Source organism: Paenibacillus sp. FSL R5-0810, assembly GCF_038002285.1.
Taxonomy (GTDB): Bacteria; Bacillota; Bacilli; order Paenibacillales; family Paenibacillaceae; genus Paenibacillus_AQ; species Paenibacillus_AQ lactis.
The window spans coordinates 1-25,740 of record NZ_JBBOCF010000001.1; the positions used below are offsets into that span (position 1 = coordinate 1).

Here is a 25,740-nt window from a genome sequence, read left to right on the forward strand (position 1 = left end):
GCGCTTCTTTACGGTAAGTTCTGTTGCTAAAAGCGGTAAATGCCGAAGGGCGGGATATGCGCCCGAGAGCGGATGCGCTGCCCTTTAGAACGTGACCGGCAGTGAAGCCAAGCTCTGCGAGGAGAGCGTAAAGTGCCAGGCGATATCCTCCCTTGGGATGGCGAGCTTCAGATTCGGCATGCGCTTGACCAACGTGCCGAACGCTACATCGCCTTCAACGCGGGCAAGCGGCGCCCCCAAGCACATGTGAATCCCATGCCCGAATGCGAGATGGCGTTTGATCCGACGCGCAACATCGAGTTCTTCCGGATCGGTAAACTGGCTTTCGTCCCGATTGGCCGATTTCAACACGGGGATCACGATATCCCCTTTCTTAATCCGCTGTCCGCCAAGCTCAACGTCTTCGGTGGCATAGCGCGGTCCCGAGGCCGTAGCAGGTCCGTTGAAGCGAAGCAGCTCCTCGACGGCTGACGGCACGAGACCGGGATCGGCTTTGAGTTTCTCCCATTGCCGTGGATGGTCCAGCAGCATCAAGGTTCCAGTCGCGATCAGGTTGGATGTGGTTTCGTGGCCGGCAAAGATCAATAAGGTAATCATCGAGATCAGTTCATCCTCGTTCAGGCGGTCCCCTTCCTCTTCGATGGCGATCAGCTGGCTGATCAAATCCTCGGCCTGGCGCTTTCGTTTATCCGCTACAAGCCGTGCGGTATATTCGCCGAAGGCGCTCATATGGGCTGCGACCGTTGGATCCTGCTTCTCATAGCCAAGGCCGCGTGCGAGCGCCTCAGACCAAACGCGGATTTGGTCCCGGTCTTCCAACGGTACGCCCAGCATTTCGGAAATGACATTGATCGGTAACGGATAGGCATAATCCTTGACGATGTCCATCCGCCCTTGAGCTTGTACCTGGTCGAGGAGCTCGTCGGCAATTTCTTGAACGCGGGGGCGCAAGCTTTCCATGTATCTGGGCGTGAAAGCTTTGGAAACCAGGCCGCGCAGCCGCTTGTGATCTGGCTCGTCGACGAATAACATGGATTTGCCGGTAAAAAAGGTCGCTGGAGCGGATGCTTCCGCCGTTTCGGCGAGCGTTCTCCGAATGTCTTGATAACCGTCGAGCGAGCTGGGATCCACGGTGAAGCGAGCGTGATCCTTCAACACCTGGATGGCTTCCTCCATCTGAGTGACGATCCACGTTCCCCCGGAACCGCCTAGCGGATTCGGAATCGGAATCACGGCACCGCTAGCGCGAAGCTGAGCGAATAACGGGAACGGGTCTGTATCGTTCTTCCCGCCAAAAAAGCTGAATCCGGCTTGATCTGATGCGCTTAGTTTCGATCTGTCCATGGTAACCATCCTCTCTCACAGGTCGATTTTGTCTCCCCACTCTAAATGGCAAGCAGACTTCAATATCTGCATTCCTACCAATAAACAACCATTTCCTCCTTACTTGAGCCACGTTAAGAATAGTAGATATTTCCGATGAATAGCTTCCGGACAACGATAACCTCCCTCCTAATGAATGATCTGAATAATGAACAATTGTTCATTATAATTATAGATTAGTGATCAGATCACGGTCAAATTCAGGCGTCCGTATGGCGGATCGTCGAACCGGCGCCGCAAAATGACATGGTCACGGATTTGAGGAGCTACGACCCTACACACAAGTACGAATGTTTGGCCGGTCCTACTCGAATCATGATTGCGTTTACAAGATTGCCCCGATAATTCGGATGTTTTCTAAAGTTCACAGGATATTTTGCCGTCCGAAAGCGACCTATAATAGCCCTATAAGCGGTTGCTTGTAACTCAAGCGGCGATTCCGTTGGGAAAAAATAAAGCGGATTCACAACATTCGTCTCCCGATCGAGACCGGGCAGAAAGGAATCGAGATGCTTCAAGAACAATGGAACGCAAGCGGAATTAGGGTTACCAAGTTTTAGGGATTTACATGAGGAGGCCTACAGATGAAGATTGAAAGACATCCGGAAAATCCGATCGTGGTGCCGGGAGGATACGAATGGCGGAAAGTTACCGTATTCAATCCTGCCGTCATTATCGAGGACGGGAAATTTTACATGATCGAGCGGACTGCCGGTTCGCTGACGCCATGCAAAAACTTCCTCGGATTGCTGGAAAGCGAAGACGGCGTGCATTTCACGCACGTGAAAGACGAGCCGATCGTGACGCCGGACCAACTCGGGTTCCCGTACGGCAGCGTGCAGGATCCGCGCATAGTCAAGATTGACGACACTTTTTATATGAACTACGCGCTGCGCCCTTGCGCCATGAGCTATTATCCGACCGGACGGGGCGTCCCGGAGCGTTCGATTCCGGAATATCCGGACGGTTGGGGCGAACAGGAAGGCCACTGGCTGACCCGTTCTTCGATCCTCACCTCCAAAAACCTGATCGATTGGGAGTTTTTGACCGACACGACGCCGCTGGACATCAATGACCGGGACAACATCCTGTTCCCTGAAAAAATCAACGGCAAATACGTGCTGCTTCGTCGGCCCGAAGAATACGTGGGGGATCAATACGGCACGGACAAAGCGGCGATGTGGATCACGTATTCCGATGATCTGATTCATTGGGAGGAGCCAAGACTGTTGGCCAAAGGGGAGAATCCGGCCTGGGAATCGCGAAAGATCGGCGGATCGACGCCGCCGGTTAAGACGGACCGCGGATGGCTCGTCTTGTATCACGGCGTGGACGACGAGGTGGTATATCGCGTAGGGGCGATGCTGCTTGATCTCGATAACCCGGAAAAAGTCATCGCCCGGACCCGGAATTTCATCATGGAGCCGGAGACGTATTACGAGAAATTCGGGTACCAGATTCCGAACGTTATTTTCCCGACCGGCAATGTGGTGAAGGACGGTCTGTTATACATTTACTATGGTGTGACCGATACGGCGATTGCACTGGCGACCGTGCCTCTGGACGAGCTGGTGGATTATATATTGAACGAACCGCAAAGCTGATCAGGAGATGACCGCGATACCGCGGTTCATCATGATAACAATTTGAAACCGCATACAGTCATTTTTACAGGAAAGATAACCCGTTGTGATCGTAAATACCCCATTTAATGTTTTTATCTCGGAGACTTTTATTATGACGAAAAGAGGGCTGGTTATGAACAAAACAATCAAAGGCAAAAGAATGCTGCTGCTCGGACTGGTCGCGATGATTACACTCTTCACTGCCGCCTGCGGCAAGGACAACGCTGGAAGCAGCGGCAGCGGGGCCGAAGGAGAGCAAATCACGCTAAATATGATGCATCCATGGACTTCGCCTAACGTGGACAACGAAGTGTACAAGGCCCGGATTGCCGAATTCGAGAAGCAGCATCCGAACATCGTGATCAAGCAAGACGGCGTGCCGGCCGCCCAATACAAGACCAAGCTGCGCACGCTTGCGGCAGGGAACAATCTTCCGGATATTAACGTGGTCTGGCCGGGAGCGGACCTCGATCCGCTGGTGGCGGGGAATTTGCTGCAGCCGATCAACGGCCTGATGGACAACTGGTCCTCGATCCTGCCGGAATCGGCGCTGGCCGGGTTCAATGTGGACGGGCAGCAGTACGCAGTGCCAACGAAGCAAAACTTTGTGGATATCATCTATTACAACAAGGACATGTTCGCACAAGTCGGCTATGATCAGTTCCCCGATACGTACGATAAATTTATCGATGCCGTTAAAAAGCTGAAAGAGGCGGGCATTACGCCGATTTCACTCGGGAACAAGGAACAATGGCCGCTTCAATCGTCCTATATTTCGATCATCGGCGACCGTTTTACGGGGAGCGATTTCTTAACGAACGTCCTGGAGAAGAAGGCCAAGTTTACCGATCCGGAGTTCGTGAAGGCGTTGTCGGTCATCGACGAATTGACCAAGCTGGATGCGTTCAATACCGACGCCAACAACATGGACTCGGTGCAGGCGCAGGATTATTTCATCCAAGGCAAAGCCGCTATGCATATTTCGTCCGCCACGGTTGACGGCCGGGTTCGCATCAACAACGAGGAAGGCGACAAGTTCGGCATTGCCCTGTTCCCAAGCGTGGAAGGCGGCAAAGGCGATCCGTCCAAGAGCGCAGGCGTCGTTCAGTACGGTATTGCGATCAAGAGCGGGCTGGACGAGAAGAAACGGGAAGCCGCTGAGGAGTTTCTTAAGTTTTTCGTCAGCGAGGATTTGTACAAAGAACTGATCAGCAGCGGCGTCGTCGTCCCGGCGAAGGTAGAGGTGCCGGAAGATGCGAGCCCATATCTGAAAGAAATGCTGGAATTGACAGGCAATGGCACTGCCCCGGTATTCGACAGCGTTATTCCGACCCAAGTGGTTGACGTGCTTCAGAACGGACTGCAGGCGCTGACCGTCGGCCACGGGACGCCGGAAGAGGTTGCGAAGGAAATGCAGGAAACGTTTGACGACATGAATCAATAGCGGTAACTGTAACGTAATCATTCAATCATTCAATCATTCATCCTGTTGCCCAAATCCGAAACGATGTGGAAAACCCGAACTTCAACGGGTTTTCTTCCTTCTTCGGGGGTTGGGCAGGGGTGCAACAAAGGAGGAACCCTGATGCAAACGCTAAGAGGAACCAAACTCGCCATATTCCTCGGTTTGTTTCCGGCGCTGATCATCTATCTGGGCATTGCCATCGTTCCGATCGGGTTGTCCTTGTATTATTCCCTGATGAACTGGAACGGGATCGGCTCGATGACTTTCGCCGGGCTTGATAATTATGTAAAAATTTTGGGCGACGACACATTTTGGCTTTCGGTGAAAAACAACGTCATCATCATGGTGACCGGCCTGATCGGACAAATTCCGCTCGGCCTGCTGCTTGCCCTGCTGCTTAACCGAGGCATGAAAGGGTCCGGTTTGTTCCGAACCATCGGATTCATGCCGGTCGTCATTTCCTCGGTCATGGTCTCCCTCATCTGGGGCATGGTGTACAACACCGAATACGGCATGCTGAACAACCTGCTCGGCATGATTGGGCTGGACGGCTGGAAGCAGAATTGGCTGGGGGATTCGACATGGTCGATGCTGTCGATCAGCATCGCCTATATTTGGCAGAACTGCGGCCTTTATATGGTGATCTTCCTGGCTGCACTGCAGAACATTCCGGAGGAAGTCAACGAGGCTGCGGAGCTGGACGGGGCCACCGGCCTGAAGCGAACGCTGCGGATTACGATTCCGATGATCCGGGGAACGATTATGGTCGGCGTGGTATACAGCATCAGCAACTCGTTCCGCGTTTTCGACCTCATTCAGATCCTGACGGGCGGCGGCCCGGCGCACCAGACGGAAGTTATGACCATCTACATGTACAACAGCGCGTTCATCAACATGCGTTACGGTTACGGCAGTGCGGTATCCATCCTGGTTCTGCTGTTCAGCCTGATCGTCATTACGCTCATCAATCGGGTCGGCCGGGAGAAGGACGCTTAACGAAAGGAGGAAACGCCATGAAGAGAAAGTCGGGCCTGTTCCAGTTATTCGCATACACATTTTTGGGCCTGTTCGCTATTATGAATATAATCCCGCTCTTTTGGATGGTGGTCAACTCCTTCAAGGAGGAGCAGGAATATGCCGCCTCGCCGTTTTCGCTGCCGCATACGCTGCAGTTTTCGAACTACGCCAAGGCTTGGGAAGTTGCGAACATGGACGTCTATTTTTTGAACAGCATTATCATCACGTTTGCTTCCCTGATCATTACGGTGCTGCTGGGAGCACTTGCGGCATATTTCCTTTCCCGCTTCCAGTTCAAGCTGCGGGGCGTGACTTATAGCTTGTTCTTGCTGGGGATGCTGGTGCCGATTCATGCAACCTTGATCCCGATCTTTTTGATTATGCAAAAGCTGCAATTGCTCGATACGTACTGGTCGCTGATTTTGCCGTATACGGCTTTTCACTTGTCATTGACCGTGTTTATCCTAGAGGGCTTTATGCGGGGATTCCCTAAAGATCTGGAAGAGTCGGGCGTCATGGACGGGGCGGGGGTGTATCGCATCTTCTGGTCAATTATTTTGCCGATTACCCGGCCGGCTCTGGCGACGGTCATTATATTGAACTTTATTTATAATTGGAACGAGTATCTGTTTGCGCTGGTCCTGATCACTTCGACGGAGCTCAAAACGCTGCCGCTCGGGCTGGCCAATTTCGCCGGCATTGAAACGGCGAGCCTTACGCTTCAAATGGCGGCTCTGACGATCGCGCTCATTCCGATCCTGATCTTCTACCTGCTGCTGCAGAAGCAGCTCGTGAACGGAATGACGGCAGGCGCGGTCAAAGGCTAGTGCGCGGGTAGGCGGATGGAAGGGGAGAACAGCATGAAGACCCGTTACGGAAAATACCTGGGAAATTTCGGCTTGAAGCGGAAAGCGCTCGCCATTTTTCTTCTCTTCGTCATTTTGCCTACGTTCGGCGTCGGCGTCGTCGCTCAATATAAATTCAATCAAGTCCTGATGGACCAATTCATGAACTCTACCAAACGGAATTTGGATAACGTCGCGAGCCAGCTCGGCGAGCAAACCAAAATGGTGGAGGATATCGCCAACTATCTCATCCTAAGTCCGGATATGCGGTCCTTCCTGAGGCCATCACCTCCCCTAAGCAGCGGCCAGCAGGCCAATCTCAAGCGCAACATCGAAGAATTCCTTACCTTTCAGCTCATGTCCCGGAGCTATATCCGCTCGATCGAAATTTCCGGCTATAACGGAAGTTTCATCGAGATGGGCGAGCCGTTCAGCGGGGATGAATCGATGTGGGTGCGTCAGGCCGAGGCCCGCAAGGGGGGCATTGTCTGGACGGAGGGGTACAGCCTGAACAGCGATTGGTACGGGCCCACCCGCCTCCTCTCGATGTTCCGGATTTTGAATTCGTACAATGACATTACGAAGCCGCTAGGCAGGCTGACCATCCGCATGGACGAGGCCGGCATCGTCAATCTGCTCGAGAAGGGGATTTTCGAGGAGGATCAGGGAAGCGTGTTCATCGTTGGGGAACAGGGTCAGATCGTACTCGGCTCCCGCGGCGCATTGAGCGAACAATTTGCGCCCGACGAAACGCTGGTGAACAAGCTTTCCTCCGGAAGGGAAGGCTTCTTTCATTATCCGGTTGAAGGCAAACGCTATTTAACCTTGTACAAGCCGATCGAAAGCACGGGCTGGAACGTCGTGGCCTTGATTCCCGAGGCTACCGTGGCGGAGGAGTTCCGCGGCGTCAAAATGCTGATGCTGTTCATACTGGCCGCGATTTTGCTGCTCGGTTTGACGGCGCTGATCGGCTTTCATTATACGATCATCACTCCGATACTGCGGCTGAAGAAGGAGGCGAGCCGAGTCGCCTACGGGGACTTCAACGCCCGCGTGCCGATCCAATCCCGGGATGAAATCGCGGAGCTGAACCGGACGTTCAACGAAATGGTTGCCACCATCCAGCAATTGATCGAGCATAAGTACAAGCTGGAGCTCCGGGAGCGCGAGTCCGAGCTGAAGCTGATGCAGAACCAGATGGATCCGCACTTTCTTTACAATACGCTGGACATGATCCGTTGGACGGCTAGATTAGAGCAAGCGGAAAAATCGAGCCAGCTGATCGAAATGCTGTCCAAGTTCTTCCGCGCCAGCGTTAATAACGGCAGCTACCGGACGACGCTGCGCCGGGAGATGGAGTTCGTTCAATCGTATCTGTATCTGCAGCAGCGACGTCTTGGTGACAAGCTGACCTATACGTTATCGATGGAAGAAGGCCTGGAGGATACGCCAATGCTGAAAGCGACCATCCAGCCGCTGGTGGAAAATTTCCTCAAGCACGGGTATGACCGGGGCAAACCGATGAATGACATCCTCGTGAACGCTTCCCGGGTCGCCGATGAAATCGTGATCGACGTGATCGACAACGGCAAGGGAATGCCGGCCGTTCGCCGCCAAGAGGTGATGTCATCGCTTCAGGGGAGGGCCAGGGAAGGGGGCCGGCAGGGAGCGATGTCCAATATTCATGAGCGGCTTTCGATCTTTTTCGGACCCGGCTATGGGCTCGAGTTGGTCAGCACTTCCTCAAAAGGCACCTGGGTCAGGCTGAGGCTTCCTGGGGGAGATATTCAAGATCAAGGCGGTGATAAGCATGGACAATCAATGGACGGTTAGGGGCAAGCTTGTCAATATGCTGATCGTGGACGACGAGCCGGTCATCTGCGAAGGATTGCGGCGCACGATCGATTGGGAGCGTCTTGGCGTCCGGGTCGTGGACGTAGCCTATGACGGGGCGGAGGCACTGCGGCTCGTCGGGGAGCGAGACGTGAATGTCGTCTTGTCCGACATCCGCATGGAGGGGATGGACGGACTTGAGCTGGCGGAGCGCTTGAAGGAGCGGTTTCCGAATGTCCGCATCGTCATGATCAGCGGCTACGAGGATTTTGAATACGCGCGTCAGGCGATTCGTCTCGGCGTTAGCGACTACCTGCTGAAGCCGGTCGATATCGATGAATTGACGGAAGTCGTCAAGGCCATTGTCGAAGGCGTTCGGGGTCGGGAAAGAGACGGGGGCATCCAGGAAGCGAAATTATGGCTGTCGAATATGGCGCGTCAAGGGACTGCTTACGGCAAAGAAGCCCCGCCGTCTCTTCATGGAGCGGAATTTCGCGTGCTGGCAACCCAGATGGTACGGTTTATGGAACGGTTCGGTGAGCAGCCTCCGGAACATTACGACGAGATTCAGGACGATTGGGTGGATCGGCTGCATGCAGAGCTGCGTTGTCCTTTTCTCCGCTTGATTTCTGTATTTGACCACGAAAATCTGTTGTATACGCTGATCGTATCCGAGATCCGAATGGATCTCGCTGCCTGGGACCGTCTGCTGGAGGCGGCCGAGCCCGTGCTGCAGAAGGCCGGGATATGTTGCGGAGCTTCCGGGCCCTACGGCGATTTGACAGAGACGGCCGAGCGGTGCGCGGAGGCTAGCCGCCTGCTGCCTTATCATTTGCTGGAGAATAAGACGGTGCTGCTTCCGGATTACCCGCGCACGGCCGGGCGCGGCCCGGGTACAGCCACAGCCGACTTCGATGCGGAGGCTGCGGCACGGAATCTGATGGCGGCAATGCTCAAGCGGGATCATAACGAACTGGATGCGCTCGTTGCGGAAATGTTCGCTTTTTTCCGGGAAAAGCGGTTTTTGCCGGAGGAACTGTGGATCGCATATGAAGAATTGGCCGTGTTGATAAGGCAGCGAATGCGGAGAAGCGGCCAGACCGGGCTAGATGATGTCCATCTGGCAAGCCCGGATATGAACCACTTCAACTCTTATGGCTCATTGGAGCGTCTCGTGCAGGGACATATGCGGGAATGGCTGAAGTTCATCGAGCGGTCCGGCATGGATAAATCGTACTGGATCATCGAAAAGGCAAAAAAGTATATGAACGAGCATTACCGAGCCGATTTAAAGGCCTCTGAAGTGGCGTCTTGGCTGAAAATAACGCCCAGCTACTTCAGCTATATTTTTAAGCAGAGCACGGGAAAGGGCTTTACGGAATATATGAACGAAATGCGGATGGAGCATGCGAAAGAGCTCTTGGCCACGACGCATGACAAAGTGTTTGAGATTGCGGACAAAGTAGGGTATAAAGAATACAAATATTTTGTATCCGTATTCAAAACGTACACAGGGATGACGCCGAAGGAGTACCGCGGACTCAGCGCCGCGAGGGACGCGGGCGGCAGGGTGCATTAAGGGCCGAAGCCCACATCGATGAAGCGGGGGAATGAAAAGATGGAAAAATATAAGTCTGCCCGAGTGCCGTTGGAAGAGCGAATCGAGGATTTGCTCGGAAGAATGACGTTGACGGAGAAGGTAGGACAGCTGAACCAGCGAATGTATGGGTGGAACGCCTATGTTAAAAAGGACGACGGGTTCCATCTGACCGAAGCGTTCAAGGCCGAGGTGGCTTGGGGCGGCGGCATGGGCGCGCTTTACGGGCTGTTCCGCAGCGATCCGTGGTCCGGTGTCCACTACGGCAACGGCATTACGGCGGCGGAGAGCGCGAAAGCGGCTAATATGGTGCAGCGGTACGTGATGGAGCATACCCGGCTCGGCATTCCGGTGCTGCTGGCGGAGGAGTGTCCGCATGGGCATCAGGCGCTGGACGGGACGCTGCTTCCGGTCAACCTTGCCGCGGGGGCTACCTGGAATCCGACGCTGCTTCAGCGGGCTTATGGTTTGGCGGCCGCCGAGATCCGGAGCCGCGGAGCGCATATCGGCCTCGTGTCGGCGCTCGACATCCTCCACGATCCGCGCTGGGGCCGGTCCGAGGAATGCTACGGCGAGGATACGTACTTGGCGGCCCGGTTTACGGAAGCGGCCGTGCGGGGTATGCAGGGCGAGACGCCGGAGGAGATGGCCGGGCCGGATAAAGTCGCGGTCGTGCTCAAGCATCTATGCGCCCAAGGCACCGCGCAGGGCGGGCGCAATGCGGGACCGGCTCCGATCGGGGAGCGCGAGCTGCGCGAAATCCACCTTCCTGCCGCCATGGCCGGGAAGGCGGCCGGCGCCGCCGGTTTCATGGCGGCGTACAACGAGATCGACGGCGTGCCCTGCCATGCGAATAAGCGGCTGTTAACCGGCATCCTTCGCGAGGAGTGGGGCTTTGACGGCATCGTCATGGCCGACGGCGTCGCAATCGACCGGCTTCTGGCGCTGACAGGCAGCTACGAGTCCGCCGCAGCGCTCGCCCTGGACTCGGGCGTGGATCTCAGCCTATGGGATACGGCATTCTCGACGCTGGAAGGCGCAGTACGGCAGGGGCTCGTTCGGGAAGCGGACATCGACCGTGCGGTGCGTAGGGTGCTTTGTCTGAAGTTCAGGCTGGGACTGTTTGACCATCCATATGTCAGCGAGAGCGGCCCGATCTCCATTGTCGGCCGTTCCGAATTCCGCGAGTTGAACCGGCAGGTGGCCAGGGAATCCGCCGTTCTGCTGAAGAACGAAGGCGGCCTGCTGCCTTTGGGCGAGGAGCGCCGCCGCATCGCGGTGATCGGCCCCAACGCCGATCAGCTCTACAATCAGCTCGGCGATTATACGAGCGTTCAACGCGAAGGCACCGGGATTACAGTGCTGCAGGGCATGCGCATGGCTGCACCTGCAAACGCGGACATCGTCTACGCCAAGGGCTGCGGCATTCGCGATATGTCCGAGGAGGGCCTGGCCGAGGCCGTGGAGGCGGCGAAGGGGGCGGACGTCTGCGTGCTCGTGCTGGGCGGCAGCAGCGCCCGCCGCTTTGACGGGATGTTCGACAGCAATGGCGAGGCTATCGTCCCCGAAGGCGAAACGAGCAATCCTTCCGAGATGGACTGCGGAGAGGGCGTCGACCTGGCTGATCTTGCGCTGGGCGGCCTGCAGCAGAGGCTGCTGGAGGAAGTGGCCGCGACGGGAACGCCGGTAGCCCTGGTGCTCATCCAAGGGCGTCCGCATGCGCTCGCCGGCGTGGTCGAGCACTGCGAGGCCGTGCTGTGCGCTTGGTATCCGGGGCCGGAAGGGGGCGCCGCAATCGGCGAGCTGCTGTTCGGCAAGGCGAACCCGAGCGGCAAACTGCCCGTATCGATTCCGCGTTCCGCCGCACAGCTGCCGGTGTATTACAACCAGAAGGATCCCGGCCGGCCGCGTGTGTACGTGGATATGCCGTCCGCCCCGCTTTATCCATTCGGTTACGGGCTAAGCTACACGGAATTCCGGTACGGGGACGTTCGGCTATCGCGGGGTGAAATCTCGGTGTTCGAGCTGCAGGAGGGCAGGAAAGTCGCCGTGACGGTCCGGCTCGCCAACACGGGCCGTAGCCCCGGAGCGGAAACCGTTCAGCTGTATATCTCGGCCCGCGAATCGGGCATTACCCGCCGCATTGCCGAGCTGAAGGCGTTCCGAAAGCTGGAGCTGGCACCCGGCGAGGAGCGGGACGTTACCTTCAGCTTGGGCCGGGAGGAACTGGCTTTCTGGAACCGGGAGATGTCGTTTGCGGTCGAGCCATGCCGTGTGACAATCGGGATCGGCGGTTGTTCGCAGGAGCTCGCCAAGGCGGAGCTGATCATTACGGGGGAAGGCAGCGGAAATGCGATTTTGAACTAAGGCTTACTTAGAGGGTCATCCCGCAAAAGCAGATTCTCAAAGCTATGCAATGCAATGAGCTGCGATAGATGGAAAAGCATCACCGACTCCATTCACGGACTTCTTTTTCCTTGTGGCCAAGAACGGAAAAGCTTCCGATATCCTGGAAGTCGTGACTCCTTCGGATAACGGATGGATTTTGCCTGGTACAATGACGTAAAGACAGCGCCTGCCGATTTAACGGCAGGCGCTTCTTTGTTGTTACGTTAGGGTTGGGGCATCTTGGCTGAAAAAAACGAGTAAATGATGCCTTCTTTACATAAACCGTGATCTCCGTTGAGCGGCCGTTAACAATCTCTCTTTACACTCTATAGTTGAATATAGAATTGGAAGAGGGGAACCGAATTTGAAGTATAGAAAAATGAAGGCGGTATCGCTGTTCATGGCGGCGGAAATCACGATTGCCTCATTATTTTCCACTGGCACCGTTTTCGCAGACGCGGGAGTCGATGCGCCTCAAACGCGCAACGTTCAAACCCAGCAGGCCGCAGCTCCAATGGCCGCTGATTTTGGCATCACGGAAACAGATTATCCGGAAGCCTATGTGAACGAGCCTTATTCGGTCACGGTCGATGTATACGGCGGACAAGCACCTTATACATATGCTGCCGCAGGTTTACCTGCCGGCTTGTCGATGAACCCGGATACCGGGATCATCGAGGGCGTCCCGGCACTGGGAAGAGAGGGCCTGCATTCCGTAGAAGTAACGGTTGCCGACAGCTCCCCGGTTCCGTTCACGGCACGGCGGGAGTTTACGCTTCAGGTACTAGGCTTGCGCCAGACACCGGTTTCGGCAGCGGACAAGCTCGACATGAAGATGATCGGTCATTATGCTGTTGGCACTTTCAATAAGGATGGCGGCGTGGCGGAAATCGTCAAGTACAACAAGGAGAACCGCAAGCTTTATTTGGTTAACGGCTCGACGCAGCCGGCCAGCTTGGAGATCATTTCGCTGGAGACTAACGGGAGTCTTGTGAAGGATAAGGGAATCGACGTCCAGGCGCTTGCCGAGACGAATGGCTTCAAGTACGGCGATCTGACGAGCGTGGATGTGAATACCGAGAGCAAGCGGGTCGCAATCGCGGTCCAGGAGCTGGATCACACGAAGCCCGGCAAAGTGCTCGTGCTCGATTACGAGGGGGTTCTGCTGGAAACTTATGAGACCGGCGTTCAGCCGGATATGATCAAATTCACGTCCGATGGGCGTTATCTCCTGACGGCGGATGAAGGCGAGCCCCGCACCGAGACCGCTCCCGATCCCGAAGGCAGCATTACGATCGTGGACACGGTTACCCATGAGGTTAGGCATCTAAAATTCGACGATCCGTCGGTCATTGACGATACGGTACATATCCGCGGCTCTGTTGGTGCGGACGGTCAAATCCGAAGCGCCGGCACCAAGGCGGACGCCATCCGCGATCTCGAGCCGGAGTATATTTCCCTCTCGGAGGACGAAACGACTGCATATGTTTCCCTTCAGGAGAACAATGCGATTGCCGTAGTGGACCTGGCAGCGAAGACGATTCGTTCGGTCAAAGGTCTGGGCTACAAAGATTTCAGCAAGCCGGAACATGCGCTGGATCTGCTGAAGGACGGGCAAATCAGGTTCGAGAACGTTCCGTTCTACGGCATGTACATGCCGGACGGCATCGCGACTTACAGCGTGGGCGGGCAGCAGTTTATCGTGTCCGCTAATGAAGGCGACGCAACGGGCTGGGATGAGCGCACCAATGAAAGCAAAGTAGGAGATATGAAGGCCCTGCTTGATCCTTCCTCTCCGGCAGCCCAATTTCTGGCGGATAAAGGAACGACCTACGATAAGGTTGAAGTTGCGAGCGATATGGGAAGCGACGGATTGTATATGTACGGAGCGCGCTCCTTCTCCATTTGGAACGCGGATGACATGTCCCAGGTGTATGACAGCGGCAGCGACTTTGAAAAAATTACGGCAGACCGCTTTCCCAAATACTTTAACGTAAGCAACGACAAAAACGAAATGGACGGCCGAAGCTCGAAGAAAGGTCCTGAGCCTGAATATGCAGCAGTCGGCAAGGTCGGAGCGAAAACGCTGGCCTTCATCGGCTTGGAACGCATCGGCGGCGTGATGACGTATGACGTGACGAACCCTTCTGTGCCCGAGTTCCTGAACTATTTCAATACGCGGGATTTCGAGGGAGGGATCACCTCGGACTCCGGGCCCGAGGGCTTGGAGTTTATCCCGGCGTCGGATAGCCTGACCGGGCGGCCGCTTCTGCTCGTAGCCAATGAGGTCAGCGGAACCGTGGCGCTGCTCGAGCTTCAGGTTACCAAGATCACGCTTGACCAAGCCTCGCTCAAGCTGACTGCGGGCGGAGCCGCCGTGGGTCTGAAGGCAGCGGTAGAAGCTTCGAATGGCGGCTCCTCCGAGCTGGAGTGGAGCTCGTCGGATGAAGCGGTTGCGACCGTGGACGCGAGCGGAACGGTGACTCCATTAACTCCCGGGGAAGCCGTGATTACCGTCCGGAGTAAGGATGGTTATGGCTCTGCGGAGGCTAAAGTGACCGTAACGGACGGTCCGGCCGATGAGGAAGGCTGGAAGCTGACGGTCATGCATACCAATGATACGCATGCCCATTTGGGCGATGTGGCGAGACGGGCAACACTGGTGAAGCAGGTGCGTGAGGAAGGCGGCAACAGCCTGCTCCTGGATGCAGGTGACGTATTCTCGGGCGACCTGTACTTTACCAAATGGTTCGGTTTGGCCGATCTGGCTTTCATGAATTACATGGGCTATGACGCCATGACGTTCGGCAACCATGAATTTGATCAGGGGACCAAAGCGCTCGCGGAGTTCGTATCCAAGGCACAGTTCCCGCTGGTGAGCGCTAACGTCGATCTCAGCCGGGACGCAGCGATCTCGCATCTTCTCAAGCCGCCGGCCGTCATGGATGCCGCCCAGCCGAAAACGACGGCGAACAGCGGGGTGTACCCTTATGTGACGATGCTGGTGGACGGGCACAAGATCGGCATATTCGGTCTCACGACCGAGGATACGGCCGAGACCTCGAGCCCGGGCAAAGACGTGATCTTCAATGAAGCGGCAGCCTCGGCCAAATCGACAGTCGAAGCGATGGAGAAGGACGGTCTGAACATCATCATTGCCTTGTCGCACCTGGGCTATGCCAAGGACAAGGAGCTGGCTGAAGCCGTTGAAGGCATCGACCTGATCGTCGGCGGACATACCCATACGAAGCTGGATGCCCCCGAAGTTGTGACGGACAGCCAGCATGAGACGCCGACCGTCATCGTGCAGGCGAATGAATGGGGCAAGTATCTTGGCCGCGTGGACCTTGAATTTGATGAGCACGGCAATGTCTTGACGGAGGAAGGCAAGGTTGACGGCAAGCTGCTGGCGGTGGACGCCAGCGTGGAGGAGGACGAGCAGGCGAAGGCGATGCTGGCTCCTTATAAAGCCGAGCTGGACGAATTAATGAAGCAGGTGATCGGCACGGCAACCGTCAAGCTGGACGGCGAGCGGCAGAATGTCCGCTCGAAGGAGACGAATCTGGGCAATCTGATCGCAGACGGCATGCTCGCCAAAGCTAAAGAGCTTAAAAACGCCGACATCGCCCTGATGAACGGCGGCGGGATTCGCGCCTCCATCGACGAAGGCGAGATTACGATGGGCGAGCTGCGGACCGTGATGCCGTTCGGCAACACCTTGTTTGTCCTGGACCTCACCGGACAGCAGCTGAAGGACGGGTTAGAGAACGGAATCAGCGGGGCCAAGCTGGCGGATCTTCCAGGCAAATTCCCTCAAGTTGCCGGTATGAAGTTTAAATGGGATCCTTCCGCTCCGGCTGGAGACCGGGTGTACGATATTATGATCATGAAGGACGGCAGCTACAAGCCGCTCGTTCCGACCGAGAGCTATCGTATGGCGACCAACAGCTTTGTAGCTAACGGCGGAGACGGTTATAAATCCTTTGCCGAAGCGATTGCGGAAGGGAAGTATAACGAGGATTTGGGTTATCCGGATTATGAAATTTTCATGGAGCATGTGAGCAAGCTCGGCGGAACGGTGTCACCGAAAGTGGAGGGGCGGATCACCGAACAGAAAAAACCTGCAAACCCCGGAAACGGAGGCGGGACGACTGACCCGGCCCCTGGATCCGGCTCCGGCGGCTCGGGAGGCAGCAGCACTGCGCCGTCTGTAACGCCGCCGGCAACGGGCGGAGAAGCAGCGCCCTCCGGTGTCCTTGAGGGGAACGATCTTATCATCAAGGCGGACGGTGCCGTTGATCGGATCACGTTGAAAGAAGAGGCTTGGAACAGGACCGTAGCCGCATTGTCCGGGGAACAGCAGGAGCTGGTCGTGCGTGCTCCTGAAACGAACCGTGCTGCGGAGCTGTCTATTCCGGCAGCATGGGTGAACCGCGCGGCAGCGAAATCGAAGCAGGCGAAGCTGGTGCTGGAAACAGCGTCTGGTGCGATCCGCCTTCCGATTGAGGCGCTTAAGGGCGAGGGGAATGTTAGCTTGTCCGTGACGCCTGTTGACAGCGCGGTGGTATCTGCCATGAGCGGCAAGGCCGCTTCCATGGGGGCCAAGGTGGCCGGAAACGGCGGAGCTCGGATCGGCGCAGCAGTGGGGCCGCAAGGCAAGGAGCAGCCGATCAAGGATTTCGGCAAGCTTCCGGTAAGCCGAATCCTGCCGCTCCCGGCCGGCGCGAATCCGGCTTCAGTCACAGTTGCGATCTATGACGAGGCAGCGGGTGTCTTCCGGTTCGTCCCTGCCGTGCAGACGACCTGGCACGGACAGCCTGCCGTCGAAATCAAGCATGCGGGCAACGGCATTTATACATTGCTGGAATACCGCAAAACGTTTGAAGATCTTAACGGGCACTGGGCCCGCAAGGAAATCGAAGCGATGGCTTCCCGCCTGCTGGTAAACGGCGTCAGCGCGACCTCGTTCGCTCCAAGCAAGGAGATGTCGCGGGCCGAGTTTACGGCGCTGCTCGTACGGGCAATGGGATTGAGCCCGATCACGGGCGGCGGAGACTTCCGCGACGTCCGTGAAGGTGACGCTTATGCAGGAGAGATCGGCGCTGCCGTCCAGCATGGCATCATCGAAGGCAGCGGGGGCAGGTTCGCGCCGAACGCCGCCTTGACCCGCGCCGAGATGGCCGTGATGCTGAATCGTGCGATGAATGCGGCCGCCGCCGTCCCTAGTAACGACGGAGGGCAAGAAGATTCGGCTGCATTCCGGGATCAAGCGTCAATTCCGGCTTGGGCCGTGAACGATATAAGCCAGCTGGTGGAGCTGAACATCGTGCAGGGCGATCACCGCGGTCGATTCGCGGCACAAGCGGCGGTTACCCGCGCGCAAGCTGCTCTGGTCCTGATGCGTACACTTCAAACGCTGGGCTTTATGGATAAAGGCGTAGAATAAAACGGCAATAACCGTCCTGATGGAATCCATCGGGACGGTTATTTGAATTATGGAGAATGCGTTAGCCCTTAACCATCTAAATATTCGCTCGCTATTCTCAGCTTGAGGTCTCTGTCATCAGGTCCGAGCCAGGCGACGTTCCGATGCGAAGCCGTGATGATATATGCGCCATCTCCCGCAGTTCTTCAACGAAGGAATCATAGGTGAACAACTGCTCGATATGAAAGACGCCATGCGGCATATCGGAAGTGTAGAGCCTTCTAGCCACGATTGCAGCCGCTTTTGCAGTGAGTTCGGCCTCGTGAACGCCTTGCAGGAAGCATTCCACAAGCGCGGGCTGGTCCTGCTTCTTACCCACCGCATCGACTTTTAATGCGAACATGGGCTTACCGATCCGCATGGATGCAAAGGCTTTAACAGCAGCATCCCGAATCCAGGGGATATTCAGCAGCTTGAGGCTGCCCATCCGTTTGAGGCAGGATAATAACCCGGTGATGAAGGGGCGGTCAAAGCAAAGCCGTGTCGATACGCTTGGCACTTGAAGCGTACGCGGCAATATATGCTGATCGGCAAAATTGAATCGATATGCTGTGCGGCTGCCCTGTCCGTTGCCGAAATCCGTTTTGCGCCCGTCGGCAAAGCTGGTATGCTGTATCACTTTCCCTTGCTCCATCGTCGTAAAGTTGGAGCGCAAATTATCAACGGTCCATTCAATGGCCGCTTTACCGTGGGAATCTCCGAGACCCAGCATAAGCGATATATAGATAGCCTCTGTAACATCCAATTGCTGCTTGGCATGGAGCGATAGAAGATTCGACATGCCCGGTGCAAGACCGACGCTCAGGATGGCGGTAGCCCCATGAGTAACGGCCAGGGGATGCAGCAGCTCCACTTGAGACAGCAATCGATAATCCGCCGAAAGGTCTATATAATGGATGCCTTGCCCGATACAGGCTTGAACGAATGACGAATTCTGTTGGTCCAAGCACATGATGACCAGCTTAACCTCGGACAACAACGCGGGGTCTACGCCTGCATCCGCATCGATGCGCAGCGGCTCCACGCGGCCCTGCGTGGCGCGGCTGAATGCTTCCGCCCGCCCTTGACTTCTTCCTGCAGCGAAGACTTTGCCGGGATAGAAGAAGGCGAGGTCGTTGCATATCATTTGCCCAACCTGGCCATATCCGCCAATGACGACGATTTTATCTTTCAACATCCTGTTTCCTCCGATTGTTTAGAAATGGACTTGCTTCGGCGCTCCAGGTACGCTCCATAACCCAAAGCAGCGCAGGAGCATAGGCCGATGATCACGTTGATTCTAAAAATCCGTTCAAAATCAGCAAACGATAACTCCGTTCCCGTATGTCCGGTTACCATGCCGAGACCTAATGCTGCACCTAGGGCCATTCCGGCATTTCGTGTCAGTGCAATCATGCCTCCAATCGAGCCGGCATACCGGAAGGGGACGCTGCGCATGATGTAACCGTTGTTTGGCGCAGCCAGGCAGCCCATGCCCAGCCCTATCCAGGCAAGTACGGCTACCAAGCCGGGAACCGTCAGATCAGCTAGAAAACAAGAAAAAACCGCAAGTCCAGTTACGATAAAAGCGAGTCCGGTCAACATGAGCAGCCGGGGATTGATTCGATCGGATAAATGTCCGGACACCGGGCTGGATATGGCAAATAGCAGGGGATAAGCCGTCATGATCAAGCCGATATACACGGGAGGATATGAGGTCATATGGGACAAATAAAAAGGCATGACAACCAATACGGCATTAATCAGCACAAAGGAGATACAGCTTATGACTAACCCCGATGAGACTGAAGGCACGCGCAGAACTTGCAAAGGCAAAAAGGGGACGGGCATGCGCAAATCCCGCCGCAAGAACAAAGTGAGCACGAACCCGCCGCCGCCAAAAACCGAAAGGATGATTGGGGAAAACCAGCCCTGCGCATTCCCGCTGGATAACCCATAAGTCACCGATGCGGCAATGGCAACGAATAACAATGCGCTGACTCGGTCTATGGATGGCAAATCGCCGTTAGGACGCTGCATGGGGATGAATCGCCAAGCGAGTGCAGCCGCTCCGGCTGCAGCGGGCAGATGTACCAGGAACAACCAGTGCCAGCTTAACCGTTCGGCAATGAGTCCACCGGCGAGCGGGCCGGTCATGGCTCCGAGGGCGACGACCGAACTCATGATGCCGAGGGCGCGGCCTCTTTGTTCTTTAGGGTAACAAAGCTGGATCAGCGCAATATTGGTTGCTTGAAACATGGCGGCTCCAATCCCTTGGAGGATTCGAAACGAGACTAGGACAAGGACGTTTGGAGACAAGGCAATCAGAAGAGAGCTTACGGCAAAGATCAAATAGCCCATATTATGAATGAGACCATGCCCGTAACGGTCGCCCATTTTCCCCATGATGGGCAGCAATGCCGTAATGACAAGCAAGTATGCCGTCGTAATCCACTGCAGGATATCCAAATCCTTTTGGAATACCGATGTAAGAGAAGGAAGCGATACATTCACAACGCCGGCAGTAAAATGGGACAGAAATGCGCCAGTACAAATTGAAAACAAGAGCCACCATCGATGTTTCGCTGTAATGATGAGAGCCGGATTGGTATCGAGATTCATGGGAAGCCTCCCTTGGATTTTAGTTTAGTAACTAAACTATTTATCGAAAAAAAATAGTTATTTGCTCAGCATATTATTTAATATCTCAATGCTCTTCTCAAAAATTTTTATTTCTTGTTCGCTGAGCTGCGATCTCAGCTGATTATAGAATTCGAGATGCACGGCCTCGTGAGCCCGGTAAGCCTCCTTTCCGTCTTCGCTGAGCGAAACGATCGAGCTTCTTGAATCATGTGGATGGGGGGAACGGATCACAAGCGATTTAGCCTCCAGCCGATCAACCACCTGCGTAATGGCTCCCTTTGTCACGCCAAGCCGTGCTGCTAGCTCGCTCATGAGGATGGCTCCGTCATAACCGATGGCGTCAATCGTATGGATCTCGCTCGGCGTTAATTTGCCTGCATGGCCGAATGTATGAGGCTGGCGCTCCAGGCGTCTCAGCTGCAGAATCAACCGGCCTAAGTTCTTGCTGCCCCGGTTCGCTTCCTGATTGGTTGGGTTGGATTCATTATTCATGCCATTAGTTTAGGATCTAAACAATAGGCTGTCAAGTATGGTGTGAGCCTGAGCAGCAAGATCGAATCAGATGGCCAGTTGACATTCAATTCGTATTTCACTATACTGTCTGTAATCTTATATAGGATATACGTTGAAAGAGCCCAGTAGCTTGCTTAATCCCTGTTCCAGAAAGCCGAGGAGGATGGAACCTTGGCACATATTAAGCCGGTGAAATACACTCTGGAGTATCTCGGGTAATGCCGAGCGGGAAGAGGCGAACGTTAACTCGCCGACGAGTGGCATCCTTGCTTGCGGCCTAGGCGCCGGCGCTTGGAGGGGTGCAATCTGGGTGGTAACGCGGTGTTCAATCGTCCCTGTGTCTGTGATAGACATGGGGGCGTTTTTTTATGGTTTTAACCTAGCCTTTAAAAGCTGTTTCACATGCAGAAGTATTGAATTCAAGGAGTGGAATGTAGACATGAACATTATCGATGAACTCGAGTGGCGCGATGCCATCAATCAGCAGACGGATGCCGAAGGCCTCCGCGAATTGACGAATGAAAAATCAATCTCCGTATACTGCGGCGTCGACCCGACCGGCGACAGCATGCATATCGGGCATTTGATCCCGTTTATGGTGCTCAAGCGCTTCCAGATGGCAGGACACCGTCCGGTCATTCTGATCGGGGGCGCGACCGGGACGATCGGCGATCCGAGCGGACGCCAAACCGAGCGCTCGCTGCAGACGCTCGAGCAGGTACAGGCCAACGTGGACGCCCTGACCGAGCAGATGAAGAAGCTGTTCATCACCGAGGGCGACAACCAGATCCGGTTGGTGAACAACTACGATTGGACGAAGGACATCGGCGTCATCGAATTTTTGCGCGACTACGGCAAAAACTTCAGCATCAACACGATGCTGGCGAAGGACGTCGTGGCAAGCCGGCTGGAGAGCGGCATTTCCTTCACGGAGTTCTCGTACCAGATTCTGCAGTCGCTGGATTACCTGCATCTGTACAAGAATTTCGACGTGCAGCTCCAGATCGGGGGCTCGGACCAATGGGGCAACATCACAAGCGGCCTTGACCTCATCCGGAAAAAGGAAGGCGCGGACGCCAAGGCGTTCGGCTTGACGATTCCGCTGATGCTGAAAGCCGACGGCACGAAGTTCGGGAAAACGGCCGGCGGCTCGATCTGGCTCGATCCGAAGAAGACGACGCCGTACGAGTTCTACCAGTTCTGGGCCAACACCGACGACCGCGACGTCGTGAAATACTTGAAGTACTTCACGTTCCTCGCGAAAGAGGAGATCGAGGAGCTTGCCCATAAGGTGGAGACCGAGCCGCATAAACGCGAAGCGCAAATAACGCTTGCCGAGGAAATGACGCGGTTCGTGCACGGCGAGGAAATGCTGGAGCAGGCGAAGCGCATTACGGCAGCGCTGTTCAGCGGCGATATCAAGTCCTTGACGGCCGATGAGATCGAGCAGGGCTTCAAGGAAATGCCGACCTACGAGGCAGGTCCGGAGACGAAAAATATCGTGGATTGGCTGGTCGACCTCGGCATCGAGCCTTCCAAGCGGCAGGCGCGCGAGGATATCAACAACGGCGCTATCTCCATGAACGGCGAGCGCATTAGCGATGTCAGCCATGAAGTAACCGCCGACCAAGCGATCGGCGGCCGGTTCATCATCATCCGCAAGGGGAAGAAGAACTACAGCTTGGTCAAAATGTCGTAAGAACATCCTCTGATTTCAGACGATAACCTAAAAGCGCCCCAAGATCATTCGATCTTGGGGCGCTTTTTTGCCTGTTGCTCCCGAGGCGGATTTAAATTCCGTTTAAATAAGCATGTTAACCTTCTTTCATCAACCATCACGATGATTGGAGGAAATCAAGTGAAACAGAACAATCAATACCAATGGGAGCCAAGAAGCGGGGATTGGGCAGTCGAAGCGCACGGGCTCGTCAAAACGTTCGGCGATAACAGGGCGGTGGACGGGGTGGAGCTGAAGGTCCGGACTGGGAGCATATACGGCGTGCTCGGACCCAACGGTGCGGGCAAAACCACCACGATCCGGATGCTGGCAACTCTGCTACGTCCGGATGCCGGCTCGGCGCGCATCCTCGGCTACGATGTGCTGAAGGAAGCGCAGATCGTCCGGCAATTGATCGGGGTCACCGGCCAGTACGCGTCGGTTGACGAATCGCTCAGCGCGACCGAGAACCTCATCATCTTCTCAAGGCTGCTCGGGCTTGGACGCGCGGAAGCGAAACGCAAGGCAGGACAGCTGCTTGAGGAGTTCGGTTTAACGGAAGCGGCAAAGCGGCCGCTTAAGCAATTTTCCGGCGGCATGCGCCGCAGGCTCGATTTGGCGGCAAGCCTGATTGCCCAGCCGCCGCTTATTTTTCTGGATGAGCCGACAACGGGTCTCGACCCGCGAACCCGATCCCAGATGTGGGATACGATCCGCCGGCTGGTGAGCACGGGGTCGACCGTACTCCTCACGACGCAGTACCTGGAGGAGGCGGACCAGCTGGCCGACCGGATAGCGGTCATCGATCACGGCAGGGTCGTTGCCGAAGGGACCGCCGATGAACTGAAGGCATCGGTTGGCACCTCTTCGCTCCATTTGCGCGTCGGGGATCCGGCGAACATCGAGCAGGCCCGCCAAATGGTTGAACGGGTGCTTCAGGCGCCTTCCATGGTATCCCCGGAGGCCGGAGCGATCACGGCACCGATGGCGAATGCAGATCTGGTCACGGACCTGCTGATTGAGCTTCGCGCATCGGGGATCGGCTTAGCTGAGATGAGCGTCCAGAAGCCGACGCTGGATGAGGTATTTCTGACGATTACCGGGCATGCTGCGAAGGCTCAAACATCGCATCCGTCCCGGGGACCACATTCAAAGCAAGTTGAGGAGGCAAGCGTATGAGCAGCGTGATGAAGATGAAACCCGGTACCAATTCCCGGCTGAAAAACCGCACCAGCTTCGGCCAGTCCCTGCGCAATTCGTTTACGATGGCGTATCGGGGGCTGCTGAAGATCCGGCGAACGCCGGAGCAGCTCTTTGACGTGACGATGCAGCCGATTCTCTTTACCTTGATGTTCACGTATATTTTCGGCGGCGCCATCTCCGGCGACGTGCAAAGCTACTTGCCGGTCATCATTCCCGGCATTCTCGTGCAGACCGTTATCACGACGTCGGTCGTTACCGGCGTACAGCTGCGAGAGGATATGGATAAAGGCGTGTTCGACAGGTTCAAATCGCTGCCGATCGCGCGAATCGCGCCGCTTGCCGGCGCCCTGCTGGCGGACACCGTCAGGTATACCATCGCAACGGTCCTGACCTTTGCCATGGGATATGTGATGGGCTATCATCCGGGCGGCGGCTTGGGGTACGTGGCGCTCGCCGCGCTCCTCGTCATCGTCTGCTCTTGGGCGATCAGCTGGATTTTCGCCTTCTTCGGGGTGATCGCCCGTACGGCCTCCAGCGTGCAGGGCATCTCGATGATCGTTTTGTTCCCGCTCACGTTTCTTTCCAATGCGTTTGTGCCGGTCGAGACGATGCCGGGATGGCTGCAATGGTTCGTGAATATTAATCCGATATCGCATCTGGTTACGGCCGTCCGGGACTTGACCAACTCGGGAACCGTCGGCTGGGATCTGTCCATTTCGCTGATCGGCGCCGCCGTCATCGTGGCGGTATTCGCTCCGTTGACGGTTCGGGCTTATATGCGCCGGACCTAAATATACTCAATTTAGCATAGACAGCATAAAACGGCATCGGTAAGATGGAACGTAACGCAAAGGTCCGGGAGGATCCATGGAAGAGCACCCGAGCGAAGGGCCTGACGCGAAATGCGAAGGGAGATGGAGAAATTGCCCCAAACTGCAACGTTTCACAATCCGATTGTCGAGCAAGCGGCTGATCCTTGGGTGTGGAAGCACACCGACGGCTTCTATTATTTCATGCATACGGCCCGGGATCGTATTGAGCTTACGAAATCAGACTCGCTGAGCCGGATCGCCGAAGGCCGGAAGAAAACGATTTGGGCGCCGGAGCCGGGAGGTCGATACAGCCATAACTTATGGGCTCCGGAAATTCATCATGTTCAAGGTAAATGGTATGTTTATTATACGGCGAATGACGGGGGAGGCGACGATACCCGCCGGATTTGCGTCCTGGAGAACGGTGAAGACGACCCCATGGAGGGCGAATGGACATGGAGGGGGGCGCTTGACACGCCCGTCCCGGGTTTGGACGGTACCGTGATGACGCTGCAGGGTCAGCTCTACTTCCTGTATGCCGGATACGGCCGGTTTCCGGATTACGGCTCGGCAATTTATATCATGCGTATGCTTGATCCATGGACGCTGACCGGCGAGCATGTCCTGCTTACAGCTCCAACCCTGGAATGGGAGAAGCAGGGGGGCATGGCCATTAACGAAGGCCCTGTCATTCTCCATCGGAACGGCCGCATCTTTCTTGTCTATTCCGCCAGCACGACATGGTCCGAGGATTATGCGCTGGGCATGCTGACGATGGACGCGTCCAGCGATCCGATGAATCCGGATGCGTGGACGAAATCCCCGGAACCGGTATTTCGCAAAAGCGTGGAGAACGGTATTTATGCGACCGGACATAACAGTTTTACGAAGTCCCCGGACGGGACGGAGGACTGGATCGTCTATCATGCCCTCCCTGAACCGGGAGCGGATACCCGCTTGCGCGCCACCCGCATTCAGAAGTTCGGATGGCATCCGGACGGAACGCCGGATTTCGGAATTCCGGCAGGCGATTCCGACGCGCTCTACGTCCCTTCGGGAGAATGATGCAGGAGATCCGTATCCCATTGAAAAAGGGCAGCCGATAGCAACGAAGGATCCGAAGTAAAAAGCCTTTTATTACAGAAATTTCGTAATAAAAGGCTTTTTTTATTTCGGGATTATTGATTGTTTCAATCCAAATAGATCGATAGCAAATTGAATTAATGCACCCGAAA

General features: G+C 55.7%; 16 protein-coding genes. 12 read left to right on the forward strand and 4 right to left on the reverse strand.

From position 1 onward, the window contains the following. Positions 1-84: 84 nt before the first annotated feature. Positions 85-1,344 carry a cytochrome P450 family protein gene (locus MKX76_RS00005; protein ID WP_007127475.1) on the reverse strand — a complete coding sequence of 420 codons (1,260 nt, stop codon included), beginning with the start codon at positions 1,342-1,344 and terminating at the stop codon, positions 85-87. Positions 1,345-1,967: 623 nt separating this feature from the next. On the opposite strand from MKX76_RS00005, the gene MKX76_RS00010 reads away from it, so the two are divergent. The 8 genes from MKX76_RS00010 (at position 1,968) to MKX76_RS00045 (ending at position 17,599) form a co-directional block, all read left to right on the forward strand. Beyond that, a complete protein-coding gene (locus tag MKX76_RS00010; RefSeq protein ID WP_007127476.1) occupies positions 1,968-2,987 on the forward strand; it encodes a glycoside hydrolase family 130 protein in 1,020 nt (339 codons plus the stop codon). A 154-nt stretch (positions 2,988-3,141) separates the two neighbouring features. Then, positions 3,142-4,452, forward strand: a complete 1,311-nt coding sequence (locus tag MKX76_RS00015) for an extracellular solute-binding protein (RefSeq protein ID WP_040737942.1) — start codon at positions 3,142-3,144, stop codon at positions 4,450-4,452. Positions 4,453-4,593: 141 nt separating this feature from the next. Further along, positions 4,594-5,469, forward strand: a complete 876-nt coding sequence (locus MKX76_RS00020; RefSeq protein ID WP_007127478.1) for a carbohydrate ABC transporter permease — start codon at positions 4,594-4,596, stop codon at positions 5,467-5,469. A 17-nt stretch (positions 5,470-5,486) separates the two neighbouring features. Next, complete coding sequence (locus MKX76_RS00025) at positions 5,487-6,317, forward strand: carbohydrate ABC transporter permease (RefSeq protein WP_007127479.1); 831 nt, start codon at positions 5,487-5,489, stop codon at positions 6,315-6,317. A gap of 33 nt (positions 6,318-6,350) precedes the next feature. Then, entirely contained in the window at positions 6,351-8,168 is a 1,818-nt protein-coding gene (locus tag MKX76_RS00030) for a cache domain-containing sensor histidine kinase (protein ID WP_251535307.1), read from the forward strand. Further along, positions 8,146-9,747, forward strand: a complete 1,602-nt coding sequence (locus MKX76_RS00035) for a response regulator transcription factor (protein WP_251535306.1) — start codon at positions 8,146-8,148, stop codon at positions 9,745-9,747. The genes MKX76_RS00030 and MKX76_RS00035 overlap by 23 nt, the downstream gene beginning before the upstream one ends. 39 nt (positions 9,748-9,786) lie before the next feature. Then, positions 9,787-12,132, forward strand: coding sequence for a glycoside hydrolase family 3 N-terminal domain-containing protein (locus MKX76_RS00040; RefSeq protein WP_341032653.1), 2,346 nt, complete (start codon positions 9,787-9,789; stop codon positions 12,130-12,132). 385 nt (positions 12,133-12,517) lie between these two features. Further along, positions 12,518-17,599, forward strand: a complete 5,082-nt coding sequence (locus MKX76_RS00045) for a choice-of-anchor I family protein (RefSeq protein ID WP_251535304.1) — start codon at positions 12,518-12,520, stop codon at positions 17,597-17,599. Positions 17,600-17,696: 97 nt separating this feature from the next. Here the strand turns inward: MKX76_RS00045 and MKX76_RS00050 are convergent, their stop codons facing one another. From MKX76_RS00050 to MKX76_RS00060, 3 genes are read right to left on the reverse strand one after another with little or no spacing between them, the layout of a single operon-like run. Then, positions 17,697-18,815, reverse strand: a complete 1,119-nt coding sequence (locus MKX76_RS00050; RefSeq protein WP_341032654.1) for a saccharopine dehydrogenase family protein — start codon at positions 18,813-18,815, stop codon at positions 17,697-17,699. Next, complete coding sequence (locus MKX76_RS00055; RefSeq protein WP_251535302.1) at positions 18,809-20,239, reverse strand: MFS transporter; 1,431 nt, start codon at positions 20,237-20,239, stop codon at positions 18,809-18,811. The genes MKX76_RS00050 and MKX76_RS00055 overlap by 7 nt, the downstream gene beginning before the upstream one ends. A 57-nt stretch (positions 20,240-20,296) precedes the next feature. Beyond that, positions 20,297-20,752, reverse strand: coding sequence for a MarR family winged helix-turn-helix transcriptional regulator (locus MKX76_RS00060; RefSeq protein ID WP_210094989.1), 456 nt, complete (start codon positions 20,750-20,752; stop codon positions 20,297-20,299). A 460-nt stretch (positions 20,753-21,212) separates the two neighbouring features. Between MKX76_RS00060 and tyrS the strand changes: the two genes are divergently transcribed. The 4 genes from tyrS to MKX76_RS00080 all read left to right on the forward strand — a co-directional run bounded on the left by tyrS (position 21,213) and on the right by MKX76_RS00080 (position 25,570). Further along, on the forward strand, positions 21,213-22,472 hold the full coding sequence (tyrS, locus tag MKX76_RS00065) for a tyrosine--tRNA ligase (RefSeq protein ID WP_251535301.1): 1,260 nt from the start codon (positions 21,213-21,215) through the stop codon (positions 22,470-22,472). Between the two features lie 141 nt (positions 22,473-22,613). After that, positions 22,614-23,669, forward strand: coding sequence for an ATP-binding cassette domain-containing protein (locus tag MKX76_RS00070; protein ID WP_340899708.1), 1,056 nt, complete (start codon positions 22,614-22,616; stop codon positions 23,667-23,669). After that, a complete protein-coding gene (locus MKX76_RS00075; protein WP_144871367.1) occupies positions 23,666-24,484 on the forward strand; it encodes an ABC transporter permease in 819 nt (272 codons plus the stop codon). Before MKX76_RS00070 ends, MKX76_RS00075 begins: the two co-directional genes overlap by 4 nt. A 123-nt stretch (positions 24,485-24,607) precedes the next feature. Then, entirely contained in the window at positions 24,608-25,570 is a 963-nt protein-coding gene (locus MKX76_RS00080) for a glycoside hydrolase family 43 protein (protein WP_251535299.1), read from the forward strand. The last annotated feature ends 170 nt before the right edge of the window (positions 25,571-25,740 follow it).

What these genes read in the sequence shown, in the direction of transcription:
- MKX76_RS00005 (WP_007127475.1), bottom strand. Translation starts at nt 1,344, where the DNA reads ATGGACAGATCGAAACTAAGCGCATCAGATCAAGCCGGATTCAGCTTT.
- MKX76_RS00010 (WP_007127476.1), top strand. Translation starts at nt 1,968, where the DNA reads ATGAAGATTGAAAGACATCCGGAAAATCCGATCGTGGTGCCGGGAGGA.
- MKX76_RS00015 (WP_040737942.1), top strand. Translation starts at nt 3,142, where the DNA reads ATGAACAAAACAATCAAAGGCAAAAGAATGCTGCTGCTCGGACTGGTC.
- MKX76_RS00020 (WP_007127478.1), top strand. Translation starts at nt 4,594, where the DNA reads ATGCAAACGCTAAGAGGAACCAAACTCGCCATATTCCTCGGTTTGTTT.
- MKX76_RS00025 (WP_007127479.1), top strand. Translation starts at nt 5,487, where the DNA reads ATGAAGAGAAAGTCGGGCCTGTTCCAGTTATTCGCATACACATTTTTG.
- MKX76_RS00030 (WP_251535307.1), top strand. Translation starts at nt 6,351, where the DNA reads ATGAAGACCCGTTACGGAAAATACCTGGGAAATTTCGGCTTGAAGCGG.
- MKX76_RS00035 (WP_251535306.1), top strand. Translation starts at nt 8,146, where the DNA reads ATGGACAATCAATGGACGGTTAGGGGCAAGCTTGTCAATATGCTGATC.
- MKX76_RS00040 (WP_341032653.1), top strand. Translation starts at nt 9,787, where the DNA reads ATGGAAAAATATAAGTCTGCCCGAGTGCCGTTGGAAGAGCGAATCGAG.
- MKX76_RS00050 (WP_341032654.1), bottom strand. Translation starts at nt 18,815, where the DNA reads ATGTTGAAAGATAAAATCGTCGTCATTGGCGGATATGGCCAGGTTGGG.
- MKX76_RS00055 (WP_251535302.1), bottom strand. Translation starts at nt 20,239, where the DNA reads ATGAATCTCGATACCAATCCGGCTCTCATCATTACAGCGAAACATCGA.
- MKX76_RS00060 (WP_210094989.1), bottom strand. Translation starts at nt 20,752, where the DNA reads ATGAATAATGAATCCAACCCAACCAATCAGGAAGCGAACCGGGGCAGC.
- tyrS (WP_251535301.1), top strand. Translation starts at nt 21,213, where the DNA reads ATGAACATTATCGATGAACTCGAGTGGCGCGATGCCATCAATCAGCAG.
- MKX76_RS00070 (WP_340899708.1), top strand. Translation starts at nt 22,614, where the DNA reads ATGATTGGAGGAAATCAAGTGAAACAGAACAATCAATACCAATGGGAG.
- MKX76_RS00075 (WP_144871367.1), top strand. Translation starts at nt 23,666, where the DNA reads ATGAGCAGCGTGATGAAGATGAAACCCGGTACCAATTCCCGGCTGAAA.
- MKX76_RS00080 (WP_251535299.1), top strand. Translation starts at nt 24,608, where the DNA reads ATGGAGAAATTGCCCCAAACTGCAACGTTTCACAATCCGATTGTCGAG.